The sequence below is a fragment of the Pseudomonas sp. FP1742 genome (genome assembly GCF_030687145.1).
Taxonomy (GTDB): domain Bacteria; phylum Pseudomonadota; class Gammaproteobacteria; order Pseudomonadales; family Pseudomonadaceae; genus Aquipseudomonas; species Aquipseudomonas frederiksbergensis_D.
This window is the reverse complement of record NZ_CP117460.1, coordinates 2,757,845-2,774,068: the sequence shown is the minus strand read 5'-3', so window position 1 is coordinate 2,774,068 and position 16,224 is coordinate 2,757,845. Positions and strand designations below refer to the sequence as shown.

Genomic DNA, 16,224 nt, shown 5'->3' with positions numbered 1-16,224 from the left:
GTTGAAGCGAGGGTTACAGCGGACGACCGATGGTGTTGCAGACGTTGGTGTTGCCGATGCTTTGAGCGCTGGTCGCGGTCAGGAAGGTGTTGCGGATCGCAGTCTTCCAGGCCAGTGGCAGTGGCACAAAGCGGTTGGCGGTGATCGCGGCGTCGTTGTTGCTGGCAGCGTTGGCACCGTAGTGACGGGTGAAGAAGTCACGCACTTGCGTGCTCTGGGTACCGTCGGCATAGCACTGGCTGAAGATCACGTTGGTGAAGCCCAGGATCGGGTAACCGGTGGTTGGGTAAGCCACGACACTTGGATCGGTCGGGCTGGTGGTGGCGGCGAACACTGGTACCCAGGCGTTAGGGTTGGCGCGGTTGGCAGCGGCAGGCACAGCGACGGCGGCGATGGCTGCCGACACATTGGCAGGTGCTGGCGAAACACCGGCAACCTTGGCGACTTTGGTGGCGTCGTCCAGGCCAGCCAGGGTTGGCGCGGCGTAGTCCGGGCTCATGTAGGTGATGCGACCATCACCAGCATTCAAGGCCGTCATCACAGCCTGGCTGCCAACCGCAGACACGGCATTGGCCGGCAGGCCACCGCTGTAGCTGGAAGCGAAGTTAGTGGTGATGGCGAAGGTGCCGGTCTCAGCGCATTTGGCGTTCAGGAAGCGGGTGAACAACTCGCTGGTACCGCTACTTTCACCACGGTAAACCACTGTGATCGCGCCAGTACGGCCGGAACCGGTGATCTGGCTCCAGTCGGTCAGACGGCCGGAGAACACGCCGCACAGTTGGTTGACGCTCAGATCAACGTTGGCCGTGCCGGTTTTGTTGAACGGAATGGCAACCGAAGTGGCCACCGAAGGCACCTGGATCAATGGACCCCAGGCAGCGCCATGGGCCGACACGTAGTTGCTCAATTCGGTAGCGCTGAGTTTGGAATCGCTACCGGCCCAATGCACGTTCTTGCCGGTGGTGCCGGCCACGAACTTGGTGTAGTCGTTGTTCAGGAAGGCAGCCTTGCCGTTGCCGCTACCAACACCGATGTAGGCGGCGAAGCCGGTGGTCAGTACGCCAGTGGTCTGGTACAGCGGTTGTGGCAGGGTCGCGCCACCACCGTTGATGTCAGCCATTGCAGCCTGTGCCGAGCACAGGGCAGCGAGGGTCAGGGATACCGCGAGAACGTTGCGCTTAAACATGAAGAGTCTCCTTTCATCGTGTTCGTACGTTGGGTGAGTTGCTCGTGCATGACGCCATGGCGCTCAAGTCCTGGGCCCGGAACCGCTAGGGTCGAACGGCGTATGGGGTGAGGCCATGGGTCAGAAGTTCGCAGCTTCCAGTGACAGATAAAGGAAAAAACCTCGGGAGCCGGGCGTTGATTTTTCGGCAGATTCTCGGGTGTTCGAGGGGGCTTTCAGCGGTGTTTGCCGCGAGTTTTTCGGCGGCTTGGCCGACGCTTGGCTGGAGGGCTTGATGGCTCGTTGCACATGACAGAACGACGAACCCGAGGATGATGGGATTGGGGCTCGGGTGATGGTGCGAGGCTTGAAAAATAATTTTGTGGGGGTGAAAAAATCTTGTGAACCCGTCCTTTTTCGTTTGCTGTCCGTATAACAGTAAACGTCCCGAACATGTCGGACGAACATGTCGGGGCGTTTACAGAAACCACCATCAGTGCGTTTCACACAGACTGTTTAGAGTGGTTTTTCATTTTTCTCATGCACAAATGCTTTTGTGGCGAGGGGGCTTGCCCCCGTTCGGCTGCGCAGCAGTCGTAAAACCAACGAATGCGGTTTATCTGATGCAACCGGGGGGAATGGTTTTGGGGTCGCTGCGCAACCCAACGGGGGCAAGCCCCCTCGCCACAATAAGTGCTCTCACCCCAGACTTTCGTCAGCCTTGCGGATCGAGGTTATCCAGCACCCGGTTCACCGCCAGTTCACCGAGCATGACCACCGATTGAATCCCCAACATCACGTTGCGATGCGGCATGTCCATCAGCCCGGCGAACTCGCTGAGCATCATGCTCGCTGACGCCAGGGATTCGCAGGCGTTGACCAGCAGGGTTTCGTTATCGACCTTTTCACCGACATGGTAAATGGTGCTGGGTTTGCGCGCGGTGTCTTTGGGGATGGGTGGCTTTAGGTAGTGGTCGAGGGCGCGGTCGGCGGCTTCGTGGAGTTTTTTGGAATCGAGGGATTCGTAGGGGGAAACGTCGTCGGGTGCCGGTGGATTGGGTGTTGGTTTGAACATAGATGAAACTCCTAATTGAAATTAAGGAGCCGTCACCCTCGCTACCAAACGAAAGGTGGTGGCCATACGCGGGTTGGTAGACCGGCAATTAGGACCCGGCGCTCCCGAAGGAGCCCTGCGCATGGCCACCATAAAACTGAGACCTGAAAAGGCCTGCAACGGTGGCGCTATGCGCCTAATTGTCGGGCTACCAAACCCGATCGCTGTTTTTCAGCGACAGGGAAACGATATAGCTCCGGCCAAAGGCGCACTAGCCGGCGGATTCTGGCGTAGTCGTAGGCAGCGGCGCAAGGATGTGTAGGTTGGGTGAGTTTCTGGAAGTGTCGATTAAACATCACCGTTTAAAATCAAAAGATCTTGCTTCACTGCACCAACTGGTTGATCTCGATGATCGGCAGGAGCACCGCCATGACGATCACCAGCACCACCCCGCCCATGACCACGATCATCAATGGCTCTAGCAACGCGGTCATGCCCATGGCCCGGCGTTCGATATCCCGGGACAGGGTTTGCGCGGCGCGTTCGAGCATCGGCGGCAGGGAGCCGGTTTTCTCGCCACTGGCGATCAGGTGGATCAGCACCGGCGGGAAGACTTTCTCGACCCGCAGCGCGGCGGCCAGGTTAACCCCCTCGCGAACCTTGGCCGTGGCGTCGCTGACGCTCAGGCTCAAGCGGTCGTTGGACAAGGTCTGGCGCGCCGCTTCCAGCGCCCGCAACAACGGCACTCCGGCGCCGCCGAGAATCGCCAGGGTCGAGGCAAATCGCGCGGTGTTCAGCCCCAGCACGAACCGGCCGATCAACGGCAAACGCAGGATCCGACTGTGCCAGTTCAAACGCGCCGCCGGATTGCGCAAATACAGGCGCCAGCCCCAGAAACCGCCCGCCATCACGCTGAAACACAACCAGCCCCAGCCACGAATGAAGTCACTGGCGTTGAGCATCGCCAGGGTCAGCCCCGGCAGGTCCTGGCGCGCCTGGGAAAACGCGCTGACCACCTGCGGCACCACGTAGCTGAGCAGAAAGATCACGATGGCAATCGACACCAGCCCCACCACACCTGGATAGATAAACGCGGTGAGGATCTTGCCCCGCAGGTTGTTGCGCTCTTCGATGTAATCGGCCAGCCGCTCCATGACCTGGGCCAGGTCACCAGACTCCTCGCCCGCCGCGATCAACGCCCGATAGATCTCTGGAAAATCCCGTGGCCGCGCCGCCAACGCTTCGGCCAGGCGCATGCCGCCACGCACATCGGCGCGCACCGCGCTCAAGGTCTGGGCGATGTGCTTGCGTTCGGCTTGCTCCACCGTCGCGCTCAACGCCGCCTCCAGCGGCAGGCTCGCGCCCAGCAGGCTCGCCAGTTGCCGAGTGGCCCAGGCCAGGTCGTTGTCCGAGAGCTTGGCGCTGAATAAGCCACTGCCGCCGCCGGCAGGTGTGTTGCTCTCGATCTGCACCAACAACGCGGTCAGCCCACGGCTGCGCAATACGCCGAACGCCGCGCTCTGGCTGTCGGCTTCCAGATGGCCGGCCTCGATTTTGCCGTTGGCGTCGGCGGCTTCAAAACGGTAGCGGTTCATCAGGCGTCCCGTGTCACACGAAGGATTTCTTCCGGCGCGGTGGCACCGCTGCGCACCCAGCGCTCGCCGTCTTCACGCATGCTGAACATCCCGGCTTCGCGGGCGGCGGCTCTCAAGGCCTGCTCGCCAGCGCCCTGATGGATCAGCGTGCGAATGTCATCGTCGATGCAGAACAGTTCGTGAATGCCGGTGCGACCGCTGTAGCCGGTGTGGTTGCAGGCGGCACAACCTACCGGGCGCCAGGTGCCGGGTGCGGCCGGGTCTTGCTGTTTGCAGTGCTGACACAGGCGCCGCACCAGGCGTTGTGCGAGCACCCCGAGCATCGATGACGCCAGCAGAAACGGTTCGACGCCCATGTCGATCAGCCGGTTGACCGCCGACACCGCGTCGTTGGTGTGCAGCGTCGCCAGCACAAGGTGACCGGTGAGCGAAGCCTGCACGGCGATTTGTGCGGTTTCGAGGTCGCGGATCTCGCCGATCATGATGATGTCCGGGTCTTGCCGCAAAATGGCCCGCAGCGCCAGGGCGAAGGTCATGTCGATCTTGGCGTTGACCTGGATCTGGCTGATGCCCGGCAAGTCGTATTCCACCGGGTCTTCAACGGTAAGGATGTTGCTGGTGCTGGCGTCCAGCCGTGCCAGCGCGGCATAGAGGCTGGTGGTTTTGCCGCTGCCGGTGGGGCCGGTGACCAGCACGATGCCGTGGGGTTGGCGGATCAGGTGGTCGAGTTTGCCCAGCACCTGCGGGTCCATGCCCAGGGTTTCCAGTTGCAGGCGCCCAGCCTGTTTGTCCAGCAGGCGCATCACCACCCGTTCGCCATGGCCGGTGGGCACCGTGGAGACGCGAATGTCGATCGGCCGCCCGGCCACGCGCAAGGCAATGCGGCCGTCCTGGGGCAGGCGTTTTTCGGCGATGTCGAGTTGCGCCATGATCTTGATCCGCGACACCAGGGCGCCGTGCAGCGCCTTGCGCGGCGACACCACATCCCGCAGCGTGCCGTCGACCCGGTAGCGCACCACCGAATGGCTTTCATAGGGTTCGATGTGAATGTCGCTGGCCTCGTCCCGCGCCGCTTGCGTGAGCAAGGCGTTGATCATGCGGATCACCGGGGCGCCGTCCTGGGTGTCCAGCAAGTCGGTGATTTCCGGGATGTCCTGCATCAGCCGGTCGAGATCGACTTCGTTTTCCGCCGCACCGACCACCGCCGCCGCGCTGCCGGTGTCGGCATAGGCACTGGCGAGCAAGCCGTCGAGTTCTTCGTCGCGCACCCGCTCCAGCCGCGCCGGGCCGAACTGGCGCCGCACTTCGCTGATCGACCAGCCCGGCGTCGACGGGCACACCGTCAATACCGCACCCTCCTCGCCGGTGCGCAGCAGGATGCGCTGGGCCTTGGCCCAGGCGTAGGGTAATGCGCTCATGACAATCCCCTTATCTGCAACACGCTGAAGATCCCCTGTGGGAGCGGGCTTGCTCGCGAAAGCGGTGTGTCAGTCACCACCCTGCTGAATGTGCTGACGCCTTCGCGAGCAAGCCCGCTCCCACAGGGGAATGGTGTGCTGGTCACTGATGCGTACTCGCTTCAACCGGCACCGCGCGAATGGTCGCCCGTGGCTGCGTATTCGACATCGGCACACCCTGGGCCGCCGTCGGCAGTTGCGGTGCCTGCATGTCCGGCATGGCCCAGCTGCGTTCCGGTTGCAGCCCGCCCTGGGCGCGGCGCATGAAGTCGTAGCGGTTGAGGGTGATGCTGCGCCCCGCCGCGCTGTCGCGAATGATGTACGGGCGCAGGAACACCATCAGGTTGGTCTTGGTGATCGTCCGGCGTTCATTGCGAAACAGCGCGCCGATCCCGGGAATCGTCGACAACCACGGCACCGCGTCGTTGCTTTGGCTGTAGCCGTCCTGCAGCAAGCCACCGAGCACCATGATCTGCCCGTCATCGAGCAGGATGCTGGTGTCGATCGCGCGTTTGTTGGTGACGATCCCGGCGGCGGTCACACTGTTGGACGCGCGTTCGTCAATGCTGCTGACTTCCTGATAGATGTCGAGCTTGACCGTACCGCCTTCGGAAATCTGCGGCCGCACATTGAGCTTCAACCCGACCTCTTCACGGGTCACGGTCTGGAACGGGTTGTTGCTGGTGCCTCCGCCGCCGGTGACATAGCTGCCGCTGACGAAAGGAATGGTCTGGCCGACGAAAATACTCGCCGCTTCGTTGTCCAGGGTCAGCAAATTCGGAGTCGACAACACGTTGGTGCCGCCCTTGCTCTTCAAGGCGCGGGCGAGCACTTTGAGGTCGAGGATCTTGCCGATGCCGGGAACGTCCACCGTGCCGTTGACCAGGCCCAGGTTCAGGCCCGCAGGCAACACGTCGATACTGGTCTTGCCATTCAGGTTGAGCCCCGAACCGCCGAGGTTGGCCCCGCCGATCACGCCGTTGCCACCCAGATTACCGGTCTGCCATTGCACGCCGAATTCGCTGGCGTCGTCCTCGCCGACTTCGACAATCAGGCTTTCGATCACCACTTGCGCACGGCGCTGGTCGAGCATGTCGATGACTTCGCGCAGGTTGCGGTACACCGGTTCCGGCGCGGAAATCAGCAGGGTGTTGGTGGTGCCATCGGCCTGAATGGTCACGCCGCCGGCGCTGAAGGCGACGTTCTGTTCACTCTGCTGGCCTGTCTGGCTGCCGGAAGCGCTGGTGCCCTGCCCATAACTACTGCCAGCCGTGGTGCCGCTGGTTGATGTAGAAGTTTGCGAGCCGCTGCTGCTCTGGCTGCCACTCGCCCCGTTCTGGCCACCGCTGGTGTTGCTGCCCATCGCGCTGAGCACCGAACGCGCGCCGTCGCTGCCGCCGCTGTCGCTTTCCCCGGTGAGCAGGCCGCGCAGGGCCTGGGCCAGTTTCCCGGCCTGGGCGTTGCGCAGGTACACCACGTGCAGGTTGCTGGGGTTGCTCTGGGCGTTGTCGAGTTTGTAGATCAGGTTACGTGCCAGCTCGGTGCGCTCCGGGCTGCCGGCACGGATGATGATCGAGTTGGAACGCGGGTCGCCGATCACCGAGATCTTCTGCGTCGGATCGTTGCCCGGCGCCTCCAGCAAGTCCGACACCATGCCGGCGATGTCCACCGCGATACCGTTCTGCACCTGCACCACGTCGGTGTCGATGGCGCTTGGGGTGTCGATGCCCTGGATGATTTGCGCCACCCGCGACAGGTTTTCGGCGTAATCGGTGACGACGATGGTGTTGTTGCCGGGGTAGGCGTTGATCGGGTTGTTCGGCGACACGATCGGGCGCAGCACCGGGATCAGGTTCACCGCGTTTTCGTATTGCAGGCGAAAGGTGCGGGTCAGCATGCCGTTGCCGGCCGGTTTGTCGGCGCTGTAAATCGGCCCGCCGAGCAACTTGGCGTCAGCCTCCGGCACCACTTGGGAAACCCCGCCGACATCGACCACGCTGAAGCCCTGCATGCGCAGGGTTGCCAGCAACATGTCATAAGCCTGATGCGCCGGCACCTGACCTTCGGACACCAGCGTCAGGTTGCCCTTGACCCGTGGATCGACCAGAAACTGGCGACCGGTGGACCGTGACAGCGCACGCACCACCGCCGGGATATCGACGTCGACAAAGTTCAGCGTCACCGGTTGGTTGCCCAGTGGATTGCCCGATGGCGCGCTGTCGGCCGATAGCGCATTGCCGCGGCCGGGGCTGCTGATTTTGTGTTGCACGCCCGACGGCTGCTTCAACTGCGCCTGGGCTCTTTGCCGATCGGCCAACGCATCGCCGGTACGGTGAGTGTCGGCCAATGGGCGGCCCAATTCGCTGTCCACCAGCAACGGTGGCTGTTGCGTCGTGGCGGTGTTGCTGCACGCGCTCAGTGCCAGCAATAAAAACGGCGCGGCCATGCGGCACTGACGCGCATACAGAGAACCTGACCACTTCATGAAGCTTCCTTAGCGCCAAGCGCCTGATCCATGCGAACGGTTCCAGACAGAGTGCCTGCCGTGTCATCGGGCAGAGGTTCGCCTGCACGCTGCAAACGAACCTCGACCACCTCAAGGGAAAATTGCCGGGGGTTGCCCAGCAGCCAGCCGACCACGGCGTCTGCCGGGGCCGTATCGAACGTCAAGCGCCAGGCTTGGGGTGTTGTGGTGTCCGGCACCTGCAATTGGTAATGCCCGGCCAGGCCGCCCGCTTCAAGACTCTGGCGCAGGGCTTGTTCGAGGCCCTGTGCAGAGGGAGGCCGCGCCACTTCACGCAGCAACACCTCCAGCGCTTCGGCCTGGGAGCGCAGCTTCGGCGTCTCGGCCTGCCAGTAATCGATTTTTTTCAGCGGTGGCTGAATCAGCAGCAGCCAGGTCAACAGACCGGTGAGCACCAGCGCCATGCCCACGACCATGCGCTTCTCACGCAAGGCCAGGCCTTGCCAGATCGCACGGGCGCGCCCGTTGAAGTGCTGCCAGCGGGCGTGGTGAACCTCCAGAGAATATTTACTCATCGTCAGCCCCGCCGGCGTTGTCTGCATGGCTGGCCGCAGGTTCGGAGGCCGGACGCAAGGTCCAGCCGTCATCGGTGGCGTCGATGGCAATGCCGGCCTGGGTCAGCGCGGTTTGCCACTGCTTGTCGCTGCCGGTTTTGCGCGCATCGCTCAGCAAGCTCAGTTGCAACTCGCCGTTTTCAAACACCATTTGTTGCACGCTGCCAGCGATGAAGGGCATGCCGCTGCCGGCCTGCAGCACCAGGCTGGCGAAACGCTGAGTGGGGTCAATCGCGGCACCGCTCTGGCGGGCGGCCAATTGCTGACGCGCCTGTTGCAGCGGATTAAGGATCACCGGCAGTTCAGGGAAGGCCTGTTTCACTCGCTGACTCATGTGCGCCTTGAGTCGCTGGCCCTGGTTCGCTTCGCGGGCGGCGTACAGGTTCAGCCCCACGGTCCAGACCGCCACGGCCATCGCGCCAAAGGCCGCTGCCCTGCCCCAGCCCGGTTGCCCGGCACTGCGTTGTTGAATCCCGCCATGCAAACCCCAGCCGGGCAAGGCACCGCTCCAGCGTTGTTCGGCGGGTAAGCGTGTGACGGTGGCCTCCGACGGCGCTTCACCGATCCAATGCACGCTGGCGCCGGCCTCCAGCAACAGATCGTTCAACGCCTCATCCACCGCCGGATGCACCACGGCGTGCTGAAGGCTGTGGCGCACCCACAGATGCCCGTCCCGAATGCAGGCCACCGGGCCGTTTGCAACCGGCAAGCAATACGCCCCTGGATACAAACCACGCAGGGTCAATCGTGCCATCCGCAATAGCTGACCGAACTGGCTCAGCCATTCGCGGGGCAACCACGCGATGTGCACGCGCCCCTGCTCGTCCCGTGGGCTGTGAGCGATGTGCATCCGCTCGCTGGCCCCGAGAATCAGCGCCTGTGCCGCGCACTGCACCGCCGCTGTGGTTTTACTGGCCGGCAAGAGCGGTAAGTCGATACTCGCCAACAGGCTGTCCTGGGGATGCAGAAAAAACGCGATCGCCGGGGCTTTTCCGCCCTGGCCCAATTGCAGCAAAGTGCTTCGGCCCTCGCCAGTCACCTGCCCCTGCCGGTCCAGCCAGGCGAACTCCAGCGGGCTGTCGAGGGTCAGGCCGGCCAATGGCGGCAAGGCGATGCGCAATTGCTTCATACGCCCACCCGTGACCAGATCACCTCGGGTAAGCGGTCTTCGCTGCGGTGCAACAAGGCCTCGAGACTGACCCGACGCTGATCGCTACGAGCCTTGCCCCTCAAGCGAAACCAGTCGCTGGTGATGCCGACCTTGATGGTCACCAGCTCAAGGTGGGGCATGCGCAGCCGGTTGACGAAATCCCCGCGATTGATGAACCACTGGCCACTGTCACGCTCGGCGATCAGCGCCTGAGCGCGCTCGACCGACAGCCCCGGCACATAAGCGGCCAGCACCGGTGCGCTGGCGGTGTTGCCGTTGAGCCAAGTATTGGCCGGGAGGATGGTCAGGTAAGGAGAGATTTGCGCCAGCAGCGCGTCATTCATGCCTTCGACACTGCGCAAATCGTCGAGGCTGCGCAGCATCGGGCGGGTGGGCAATTGAGGTTTGCGTACGGCATTCGGCGAGGTATCGCGGCCGCTGTCGAAGCCGCTCTCGGGCGGTGTTTTGTCCGCCCGTTCAGGGTTCAACAGGCGTGGATAGGAGGCGATCACCCGCTGGCTGATGCGTTGGCTCAGAGCCCCATTGACCCCGATCAACTGGCACAGGCGCTGGAAATTCACCAGTTGTTCCTCGTCGATCCGTTCATTGGCGACCAGGTTGCGCAGATTGAATTTGCCCTGCTCGTCTTCCAGCCGGCCTTCGAATGGCAAGTCACGACCGTCATTACGCGCCAGCACCAAGGGCTGCGCCCACGGCTGATCGAGACGGGTCAACGGGTCACGTCGGCGCGCATCCCACAGCAGATGCCGACTGATCTCGATACCGCCGTGCAGTACCCAGGCGCCCTGCACCCGCGACTGTTCGGCTTCAAGGCTGCGGGTAAACACCGTTTGCCGGGTGAGCATGCCCCCGGCAATCACCGCCACCACCGCCGCGATCAGCAAGGCACTGATGATCGCCATGCCGCGCTGCTTCGCCACTGCCAGCGAATAGGCTTTCATGAGCGCGCTTACAACTGCCAGGAGCCGATATCGGCATTCACGCCCTCGCCATCAGGCTGGCCGTCGGCACCGAGGGAGAAGATATCGACTTCGCCGTTAGCGCCCGGATTCAAATAGTTGTAGGGACGGCCCCATGGGTCATTGGGCAGGCGTTCCAGATAGGAGCGCCAGTTGCTGTTCTTGGCGTCCGCCGGGCGTTCGACCAGCACTTTCAAGCCCTGGGTCATGCTCGGATAGGTGCCGTGGTCCAGGCGATACAGCTTCAAGGCTTGCATCAGGCCGCCAATGTCCTGTCTGGCGGCCGTGGCCCGGGCCTGGTCCGGGCGGTCCAGCACCTTGGGCACCACCATCGCCGCCAGAATCCCGAGAATCACTACCACCACCATGATTTCGATCAGGGTAAAACCCTGCTGCCCACGAGGCAGGCGGGGCTTGTGATCCAGCAACTTGCAGCGCGCGATATCCATCTCGACATTCCCTGGCTTGATTCGATTCGACGCGCAGTGTTGCAAGAAGATATGTCAGTGATGTTGAAAATCCTCGGGAGTTTTGGTCGTCAAGCCGTCAAGCCCGGACGCTACCGTCAAGAGCTGTCCAGACTGCCCGAGCGCCTGATGCGAAGCCCTCCCCGAGAAGCCGGTTTCACCTTGATTGAAGTGTTGGTGGCGCTGGCGATCATCGCCGTCGCCATGTCCGCGGCGGTGCGGGTGGCCGGGTTGATGACCCAGAGCAACGGCCTGCTGCGCGACAAGTCCATCGCGCTGCTGGCGGCCCAGAGTCGCCTGGCCGAACTGCGCCTTGAGGGGCGTTTGCCGCTGGGAGCGAAAGCGATCGAATGCGATCAGGGACGGTTGCTGTTGCGCTGCGAACAGGCCATCGACAACGCGCAGAACGGCCGCCTGCTGAGGGTCGATCTGCAAGTTTTCGACCGCAGCCGCGAAGCGCCGCCACTGGCCCGACTCGATACCTTGCTCAATCGGCCAATAACGCAAAAGTGAGGGTGCCAAGGTTAATGCCAGTCAGTGACGGTGCGGACCCTGTGGGAGCGGGCTTGCTCGCGAAAGCGGTGTGTCAGGCGACATCAATATTGACGGTGCCGCCGTCTTCGCGAGCAAGCCCGCTCCCACATGGATCGCGCTTAGGCTAGGGTTGAGTCAACACGGGCAGGAACGGTGACTCCGGCAGTTTGTCGAGCACCAACCGGGTTTGTTCAGTGCCGCGCTCGATCACCACGGCGTCGCCTTCGATGGCCACGACTTTCACTCCTTGGCTCACGCGCTCGCCCACCAGAAAACTGCGCGGCGGGCCATCGTTGAGGCTGAGGATGGCCACGGCGCCACGGCGGCTCGCCAGCACGCCACCGACCCTGATATCAACCGGTGCCGGCTGGTTGGAAAACCATTGCAAGGCCGGGTTGTTGGAGCGCTCGGCAATCAATTGCGGCGCTGCATCCGGCGTTCGGGACTCAGCGGAAGTCAGCAACAGCGATGACCAGGTGACGACGCCTGCCAGGGTCGCCAGCAAGGCAACGGCCTGGACACCCTGGGCCGGGGAAAACCGATCGGTGAACGACATGGGCTGAATCTCCTTTTAGTCCCTGTCCCTGAGCCTACCGCTTAATTCTCACGTTTTTATTTCACACACCCATCATCTTTGCCGTGCAGGATAAAAACCGACGCAAAGGAGCGCGCAGTCGATGAATGGCTTCAAACAACAGGGCTTTACCCTGATCGAGTTGATGGTGGTGCTGGTGATCATCGGCATCGCCAGCGCGGCGATCAGCCTGAGCGTCAAACCGGACCCGCTGCACTTGCTGCGCAAGGACGCCGAGCGTGTCGCTCAACTGCTTCAAGTGGCCCAGGCCGAGGCCCGCGCCGATGGGCGGCCGATCACCTGGCAGGGCGACGCCAAGGGTTTTCATTTCAGTCGCCGCAATGACCGCGACCAAGGCTTCGACCATTTCGACAACGACCCACAATTGCGCCCTCGCCCCTGGCAGACGCCGGGAATGGAGGTGCGCGTGGAGCCCAGGCAAACAGTCGTGCTGAACGCCGAGTGGATCAACCCGCCCTTGCAACTGAAGCTGTCGGACGGGCTCAACAGCATCAGCGTGCAACGCAACGCGGCCGGCCAGGTGAGCGTTCAATGAAAACCCAACAAGGTTTTACCCTGATCGAAGTGATGGTGGCGATCATGCTGATGGCCGTGGTCAGCCTGATTGCCTGGCACGGCCTGGACAGCGTCACCCGCGCCGACACGCATTTGCAGGCCAGCACCGAGCAAACCGAAGCCCTGCTGCGGGCGCTGAACCAGCTGGAACGCGACGTCGCCATGCGCGCCAGCCTCGAGCTGTCCGAGCCGGCCAGGCCCGGCGTAGATGACGAACCGCCCAGCGCCCCGCCTGCGCTGACCGTGCGCAGCACCGACGGCAAGGGCTTTCGCCTGGACGTGATCCGCGCCGCGCCTGAGCAGAATGGCGAGTTGCAGCGAGTGCGCTGGTGGCTCAAGGGCGACACGCTCTACCGGGCGCAGGCGCCATCGCGCAGTCAGTATCCGCTGCCGGCCCCCACCGGTGGAGTGGCCGTGCTCAATGACGTCAGCGAAGCCGCGTTGCGGGTGTGGGAAGTGGACAAGGGCTGGAGGAAACTGAGCGGTAACCGGCGGGAGAATCCGCTGGGGATCGAGATCAGCCTGACGCGGCAGACGCCTCAGGGGGTTGAGCGGTATCGGCAGGTGATGGGGCCTTTGGAGTGAATCAGGCGGACCGCGTCATCGTTCTTCGCAAGCAAGCCCGCTCCCACATTGACCGTGTGAACACTGGAGATCAAATGTGGGCGCGGGCTTGCCCGCGAAGGCGTCAGTCGCAACACCCATAACCTCAGGCCAACCGCTAACTGAGCACCACCACCCCACCCGGCAATTCAGTGCATTTGGCCCCATACGCATCACGAATCAACAACGCCACCCCCGCCAGCTGGTCCAGGCTGAAGCGTGCCTGCACCTTGCGTTTGCCCAACTCGCTGTTGAGCAACAGCAACATGCCGGGACGATAGCGATTGATCTCGTCGATCACCGTCGCCAGCGTGGCGTCGTTGAACACCAATACCTGCTGCCGCCAGGCGATCACCGCCGACGTGTCGACCGTTTGCGGCGCGCTGACTCGCCCGGCGTCGTAGGTCAGTTGCTGGCCTGATTCCAGACGAATGCTGTGCCCCTGCACATCGACCTGCAACGTGCCGTCCAGACAGGTAATGCATACGCTCTGATCGATATTACGCAGATTGAACCGAGCCTGGCTTGCACTCAACCAACCTGCCCCAGCCTGCACCTTGAGTGGCGCCTGAGCACGGGTCAGGACTTCGACTTCACCGCTGACCAGTTCGAAGTTACGCGCGCCATCGGCACTGTCACGGCGATTGATACGGGTCTGGGTATTGAGCTCCAGGCTCACGCCATCCGCCAGATCGACCCGGCGCTGCTCGCCGACTTCCGTGATGTAGTCTGCGCCCAGTCCGGAAAAACCACCCGGCACGGTGCCGCGAATCAGCAAAAACGCCGCAGACGCCGCCATGGCACCGCCCAGAAACGCTCGCCGTCCGAGATGTCGCGGCGCCTGCAAACGCTCGGCGGCGGGTTGCAATTGCTGCCATAACAGCTTGCTTTGCTCGAATGCGCGGGCGTGCTCCGGGCTTTGCGCGCACCACTGGCGCAAGGCGCGGGCGTCGGCGACGGTCGCCCGGCCCGAGGTCAAAAGGATCAACCAGTCCCGGGCTTCGCTTTGCAGCCGATCCTGGGGTGTCGCCTCAGGGGATATACGGAAGATGTTCAAGCGCGGGGATACTCACGGATTAATCTGGACTCTTCTCTCAAGACGGTTTTCCCGCGCCGGGACCGAACCGCTGAATGACTTTTCTTTCCAGGCGCGCGGCGCAATGGCCCAAAGCGGCCTTGATTTCCTTCTCGACCATCCGTGTCGAAATGCCGAAACGCTGGGAGATTTCCAGGTGCGGCGCCTCTTCCAGGCGCGCGGCGATAAAAATCTTGCGCCGCCGCGCCGGCAGTTCGTACAGCGCTTTGAGCAGCGACTGAATCTCCTTCTGGCCACCCACCACCCGTGCCGGGTCGAGCGCGTCGTCGGACACCTGCAACAGCTCCTCCACCTCACTGCCGGTCAGCAGCCGGGCGTCCGCCTGGCGCCGGTCTGCCGCGATGTTCAGAGCCATGCGATAGAGGTAGGCGTTGGGCTGCGCGATGTTCGGCGGTGGGTCCATGCGGTCGACCCGCAGGTAGGTTTCGTGCAGGACGTCGTTGGCCAGATCCTCCGAACCCAGGCGCCTGCGCAAGCGCCCCTTGAAATCGTCATAGGACGTCAGGAACAGCCTGACCATCGCACTTTGCCCGGTGTCTTTCATCCCCCGGAAACTCCTTCCCATTGTGTGCATTCCATGCGCTTTCCTGACGGTTGCGGGAGCAGAAGCAGCGTGACCGGCTGGCCAAGAGCGCTGGGCGCCGGTCGTTCTATTCTGAGGTTGCGTAAACTTTCCACCAGCGCCGAATCGCGCTGACCATCACCCGTGGAACTGACCAGGCGGCTGTGCTGCACCACACCGTCTCGACCGATCCACAGTTGCAACAACGCCCGAAAACTCCCCGGCCGGGTCAATGGCGAGCGACACAAGCGACGTTCGAGCGCCGTTTGAATCGCCGCCGCATAGCTGCCGCCCGCAACCGGCGCAGAGTTTGCAACCGCGCCCGCCTGCAAGGGCACTTCGGCGACCTGAGCCACTTGCAAGGTGAAGGCGTCCGCTCGGGCATACCGGGCCATCAGCCCGCTGCCACTGAGCATCAGGCTCAGCGCATCGGTCGCATTCAGGCGTCCTTTCACAGCGATCGAACGACGACCTCGGGTCAACTGTCGATCCACCAGAACAGCCATGCCGGTGGAACGACTGAACCGCTCGAGCGCGCTGGTCAGTGCCTGGGCCGGGATATCCAGCTCCAGCGGTGCATAGGGATCGACCGGGCCGGCCGATGCAGCCGATGACACCAACCAAAACAGCAACGCCAGGCAAGCCTGGCGAAAGTGAGTCATTAAAACCTGGCGCCCGTCCCTGGCTCTGCCTCGCTGCACGGCTGACGTACCCCTGAAAACCGTCATCCTGAGGGCTGTATATGAATCTGATGTGACGGCCGGTGCAAAAAAACCATCACGGGCCGTTACAGCGCTTTGCTCTAGACTCACGCTTCAGAGCGGTCCGTTCGTGGCCGGCCAGGAGGCCTTCAATGAAACATCTGTCGAACCTTGCAGCGGGCGCGCTGCTGATGAGCGGGTTGTCACTGGCGCACGCGGGACAGCCGTCGGGTTGCGTCGAAGTGACCGTCGATGGCTATAAGGCACCGGACTACAACTGCCTCAGCCAGCAGATGGGTAACAACCCCGAGGGAACCACCGCCGCACAGAAAAATCAGGAGGCGATGAACGTGCCGATCAGCAAACGGCCGCCCCATCAGTTGGGCCTGGCCACACCAGCCGCCACCGGCACGCGCATGGGCAATACCTTCGGCACGTCAGTGAAACCGCAGCGGCCGGCTCCGGTGACCGGGACTTCGCCGCTGCTCAATGGCAAGTGATCAGTCGCTGCGAGAACTTCAGGCCTCCCTGCTCTGTGGCGAAGGGGCTTGCTCTGATGCCAGTCAGTTAAGGTGCGGAACCTGTGGGAGCGGGCTTGCTCGCGAAAACGGCAATACATCCAGCATTGATGT

The 16,224-nt window shown here is 62.9% G+C and carries 17 protein-coding genes; 4 read left to right on the top strand and 13 right to left on the bottom strand.

The window, feature by feature from the left end; all coding sequences use genetic code 11:
- Window positions 1-13: 13 nt before the first annotated feature.
- From PSH64_RS12400 to gspG, 9 genes are all read right to left on the bottom strand, one after another.
- A complete protein-coding gene (locus PSH64_RS12400; protein WP_305480806.1) occupies window positions 14-1,186 on the bottom strand; it encodes a substrate-binding domain-containing protein in 1,173 nt (390 codons plus the stop codon).
- A gap of 694 nt (window positions 1,187-1,880) precedes the next feature.
- Window positions 1,881-2,240: a DUF6124 family protein gene (locus PSH64_RS12395; RefSeq protein ID WP_105342135.1), complete on the bottom strand. Its 360-nt coding sequence runs from the start codon at window positions 2,238-2,240 to the stop codon at window positions 1,881-1,883.
- 362 nt (window positions 2,241-2,602) lie between these two features.
- On the bottom strand, window positions 2,603-3,814 hold the full coding sequence (gspF, locus tag PSH64_RS12390; protein WP_305480805.1) for a type II secretion system inner membrane protein GspF: 1,212 nt from the start codon (window positions 3,812-3,814) through the stop codon (window positions 2,603-2,605).
- On the bottom strand, window positions 3,814-5,232 hold the full coding sequence (gene gspE, locus PSH64_RS12385) for a type II secretion system ATPase GspE (protein WP_305480804.1): 1,419 nt from the start codon (window positions 5,230-5,232) through the stop codon (window positions 3,814-3,816). Before gspE ends, gspF begins: the two co-directional genes overlap by 1 nt.
- A gap of 142 nt (window positions 5,233-5,374) precedes the next feature.
- Window positions 5,375-7,756 (bottom strand): type II secretion system secretin GspD, encoded by a 2,382-nt coding sequence (gspD, locus tag PSH64_RS12380; RefSeq protein WP_105342145.1) that lies wholly within the window; start codon window positions 7,754-7,756, stop codon window positions 5,375-5,377.
- Complete coding sequence (gspM, locus tag PSH64_RS12375; protein ID WP_305480803.1) at window positions 7,753-8,310, bottom strand: type II secretion system protein GspM; 558 nt, start codon at window positions 8,308-8,310, stop codon at window positions 7,753-7,755. Before gspM ends, gspD begins: the two co-directional genes overlap by 4 nt.
- Window positions 8,303-9,478 (bottom strand): type II secretion system protein GspL, encoded by a 1,176-nt coding sequence (gene gspL, locus PSH64_RS12370; RefSeq protein ID WP_305480802.1) that lies wholly within the window; start codon window positions 9,476-9,478, stop codon window positions 8,303-8,305. Before gspL ends, gspM begins: the two co-directional genes overlap by 8 nt.
- Window positions 9,475-10,461, bottom strand: coding sequence for a type II secretion system minor pseudopilin GspK (gene gspK, locus PSH64_RS12365; RefSeq protein ID WP_305480801.1), 987 nt, complete (start codon window positions 10,459-10,461; stop codon window positions 9,475-9,477). Before gspK ends, gspL begins: the two co-directional genes overlap by 4 nt.
- Before the next feature lie 8 nt (window positions 10,462-10,469).
- On the bottom strand, window positions 10,470-10,928 hold the full coding sequence (gspG, locus tag PSH64_RS12360; protein WP_105342155.1) for a type II secretion system major pseudopilin GspG: 459 nt from the start codon (window positions 10,926-10,928) through the stop codon (window positions 10,470-10,472).
- A gap of 147 nt (window positions 10,929-11,075) precedes the next feature.
- Between gspG and gspI the strand changes: the two genes are divergently transcribed.
- Window positions 11,076-11,459 (top strand): type II secretion system minor pseudopilin GspI, encoded by a 384-nt coding sequence (gspI, locus tag PSH64_RS12355; RefSeq protein WP_305481144.1) that lies wholly within the window; start codon window positions 11,076-11,078, stop codon window positions 11,457-11,459.
- A 145-nt stretch (window positions 11,460-11,604) separates the two neighbouring features.
- On the opposite strand, the gene PSH64_RS12350 is transcribed toward gspI, so the two are convergent.
- Window positions 11,605-12,036 carry a type II secretion system protein N gene (locus PSH64_RS12350; RefSeq protein ID WP_305480800.1) on the bottom strand — a complete coding sequence of 144 codons (432 nt, stop codon included), beginning with the start codon at window positions 12,034-12,036 and terminating at the stop codon, window positions 11,605-11,607.
- A 121-nt stretch (window positions 12,037-12,157) separates the two neighbouring features.
- Here PSH64_RS12350 and gspH point away from each other — a divergent pair, with 121 nt between their 5' ends.
- Window positions 12,158-12,610, top strand: coding sequence for a type II secretion system minor pseudopilin GspH (gene gspH, locus PSH64_RS12345; protein ID WP_305480799.1), 453 nt, complete (start codon window positions 12,158-12,160; stop codon window positions 12,608-12,610).
- Window positions 12,607-13,215 (top strand): type II secretion system protein J, encoded by a 609-nt coding sequence (locus tag PSH64_RS12340; RefSeq protein ID WP_305480798.1) that lies wholly within the window; start codon window positions 12,607-12,609, stop codon window positions 13,213-13,215. Before gspH ends, PSH64_RS12340 begins: the two co-directional genes overlap by 4 nt.
- Window positions 13,216-13,351: 136 nt before the next feature.
- Here PSH64_RS12340 and PSH64_RS12335 read toward each other — a convergent pair whose 3' ends face one another.
- The 3 genes from PSH64_RS12335 to PSH64_RS12325 are packed head-to-tail and all read right to left on the bottom strand — an operon-like array spanning window position 13,352 to window position 15,553.
- A complete protein-coding gene (locus PSH64_RS12335) occupies window positions 13,352-14,290 on the bottom strand; it encodes a FecR family protein (RefSeq protein ID WP_305480797.1) in 939 nt (312 codons plus the stop codon).
- A gap of 37 nt (window positions 14,291-14,327) precedes the next feature.
- On the bottom strand, window positions 14,328-14,873 hold the full coding sequence (locus PSH64_RS12330; protein ID WP_105342168.1) for an RNA polymerase sigma factor: 546 nt from the start codon (window positions 14,871-14,873) through the stop codon (window positions 14,328-14,330).
- Entirely contained in the window at window positions 14,870-15,553 is a 684-nt protein-coding gene (locus tag PSH64_RS12325; RefSeq protein ID WP_105342169.1) for an STN domain-containing protein, read from the bottom strand. The genes PSH64_RS12330 and PSH64_RS12325 overlap by 4 nt, the downstream gene beginning before the upstream one ends.
- A gap of 191 nt (window positions 15,554-15,744) precedes the next feature.
- Between PSH64_RS12325 and PSH64_RS12320 the strand changes: the two genes are divergently transcribed.
- Entirely contained in the window at window positions 15,745-16,092 is a 348-nt protein-coding gene (locus tag PSH64_RS12320; protein ID WP_105342170.1) for a hypothetical protein, read from the top strand.
- Window positions 16,093-16,224: the final 132 nt, after the last annotated feature.

What these genes read in the sequence shown, in the direction of transcription:
- PSH64_RS12320 (WP_105342170.1), top strand. Translation starts at nt 15,745, where the DNA reads ATGAAACATCTGTCGAACCTTGCAGCGGGCGCGCTGCTGATGAGCGGG.
- PSH64_RS12350 (WP_305480800.1), bottom strand. Translation starts at nt 12,036, where the DNA reads ATGTCGTTCACCGATCGGTTTTCCCCGGCCCAGGGTGTCCAGGCCGTT.
- gspL (WP_305480802.1), bottom strand. Translation starts at nt 9,478, where the DNA reads ATGAAGCAATTGCGCATCGCCTTGCCGCCATTGGCCGGCCTGACCCTC.
- PSH64_RS12325 (WP_105342169.1), bottom strand. Translation starts at nt 15,553, where the DNA reads ATGACTCACTTTCGCCAGGCTTGCCTGGCGTTGCTGTTTTGGTTGGTG.
- PSH64_RS12330 (WP_105342168.1), bottom strand. Translation starts at nt 14,873, where the DNA reads ATGAAAGACACCGGGCAAAGTGCGATGGTCAGGCTGTTCCTGACGTCC.
- gspG (WP_105342155.1), bottom strand. Translation starts at nt 10,928, where the DNA reads ATGGATATCGCGCGCTGCAAGTTGCTGGATCACAAGCCCCGCCTGCCT.
- gspE (WP_305480804.1), bottom strand. Translation starts at nt 5,232, where the DNA reads ATGAGCGCATTACCCTACGCCTGGGCCAAGGCCCAGCGCATCCTGCTG.
- gspH (WP_305480799.1), top strand. Translation starts at nt 12,158, where the DNA reads ATGAATGGCTTCAAACAACAGGGCTTTACCCTGATCGAGTTGATGGTG.
- gspM (WP_305480803.1), bottom strand. Translation starts at nt 8,310, where the DNA reads ATGAGTAAATATTCTCTGGAGGTTCACCACGCCCGCTGGCAGCACTTC.
- gspD (WP_105342145.1), bottom strand. Translation starts at nt 7,756, where the DNA reads ATGAAGTGGTCAGGTTCTCTGTATGCGCGTCAGTGCCGCATGGCCGCG.
- gspI (WP_305481144.1), top strand. Translation starts at nt 11,076, where the DNA reads ATGCGAAGCCCTCCCCGAGAAGCCGGTTTCACCTTGATTGAAGTGTTG.
- gspK (WP_305480801.1), bottom strand. Translation starts at nt 10,461, where the DNA reads ATGAAAGCCTATTCGCTGGCAGTGGCGAAGCAGCGCGGCATGGCGATC.
- gspF (WP_305480805.1), bottom strand. Translation starts at nt 3,814, where the DNA reads ATGAACCGCTACCGTTTTGAAGCCGCCGACGCCAACGGCAAAATCGAG.
- PSH64_RS12340 (WP_305480798.1), top strand. Translation starts at nt 12,607, where the DNA reads ATGAAAACCCAACAAGGTTTTACCCTGATCGAAGTGATGGTGGCGATC.
- PSH64_RS12400 (WP_305480806.1), bottom strand. Translation starts at nt 1,186, where the DNA reads ATGTTTAAGCGCAACGTTCTCGCGGTATCCCTGACCCTCGCTGCCCTG.
- PSH64_RS12395 (WP_105342135.1), bottom strand. Translation starts at nt 2,240, where the DNA reads ATGTTCAAACCAACACCCAATCCACCGGCACCCGACGACGTTTCCCCC.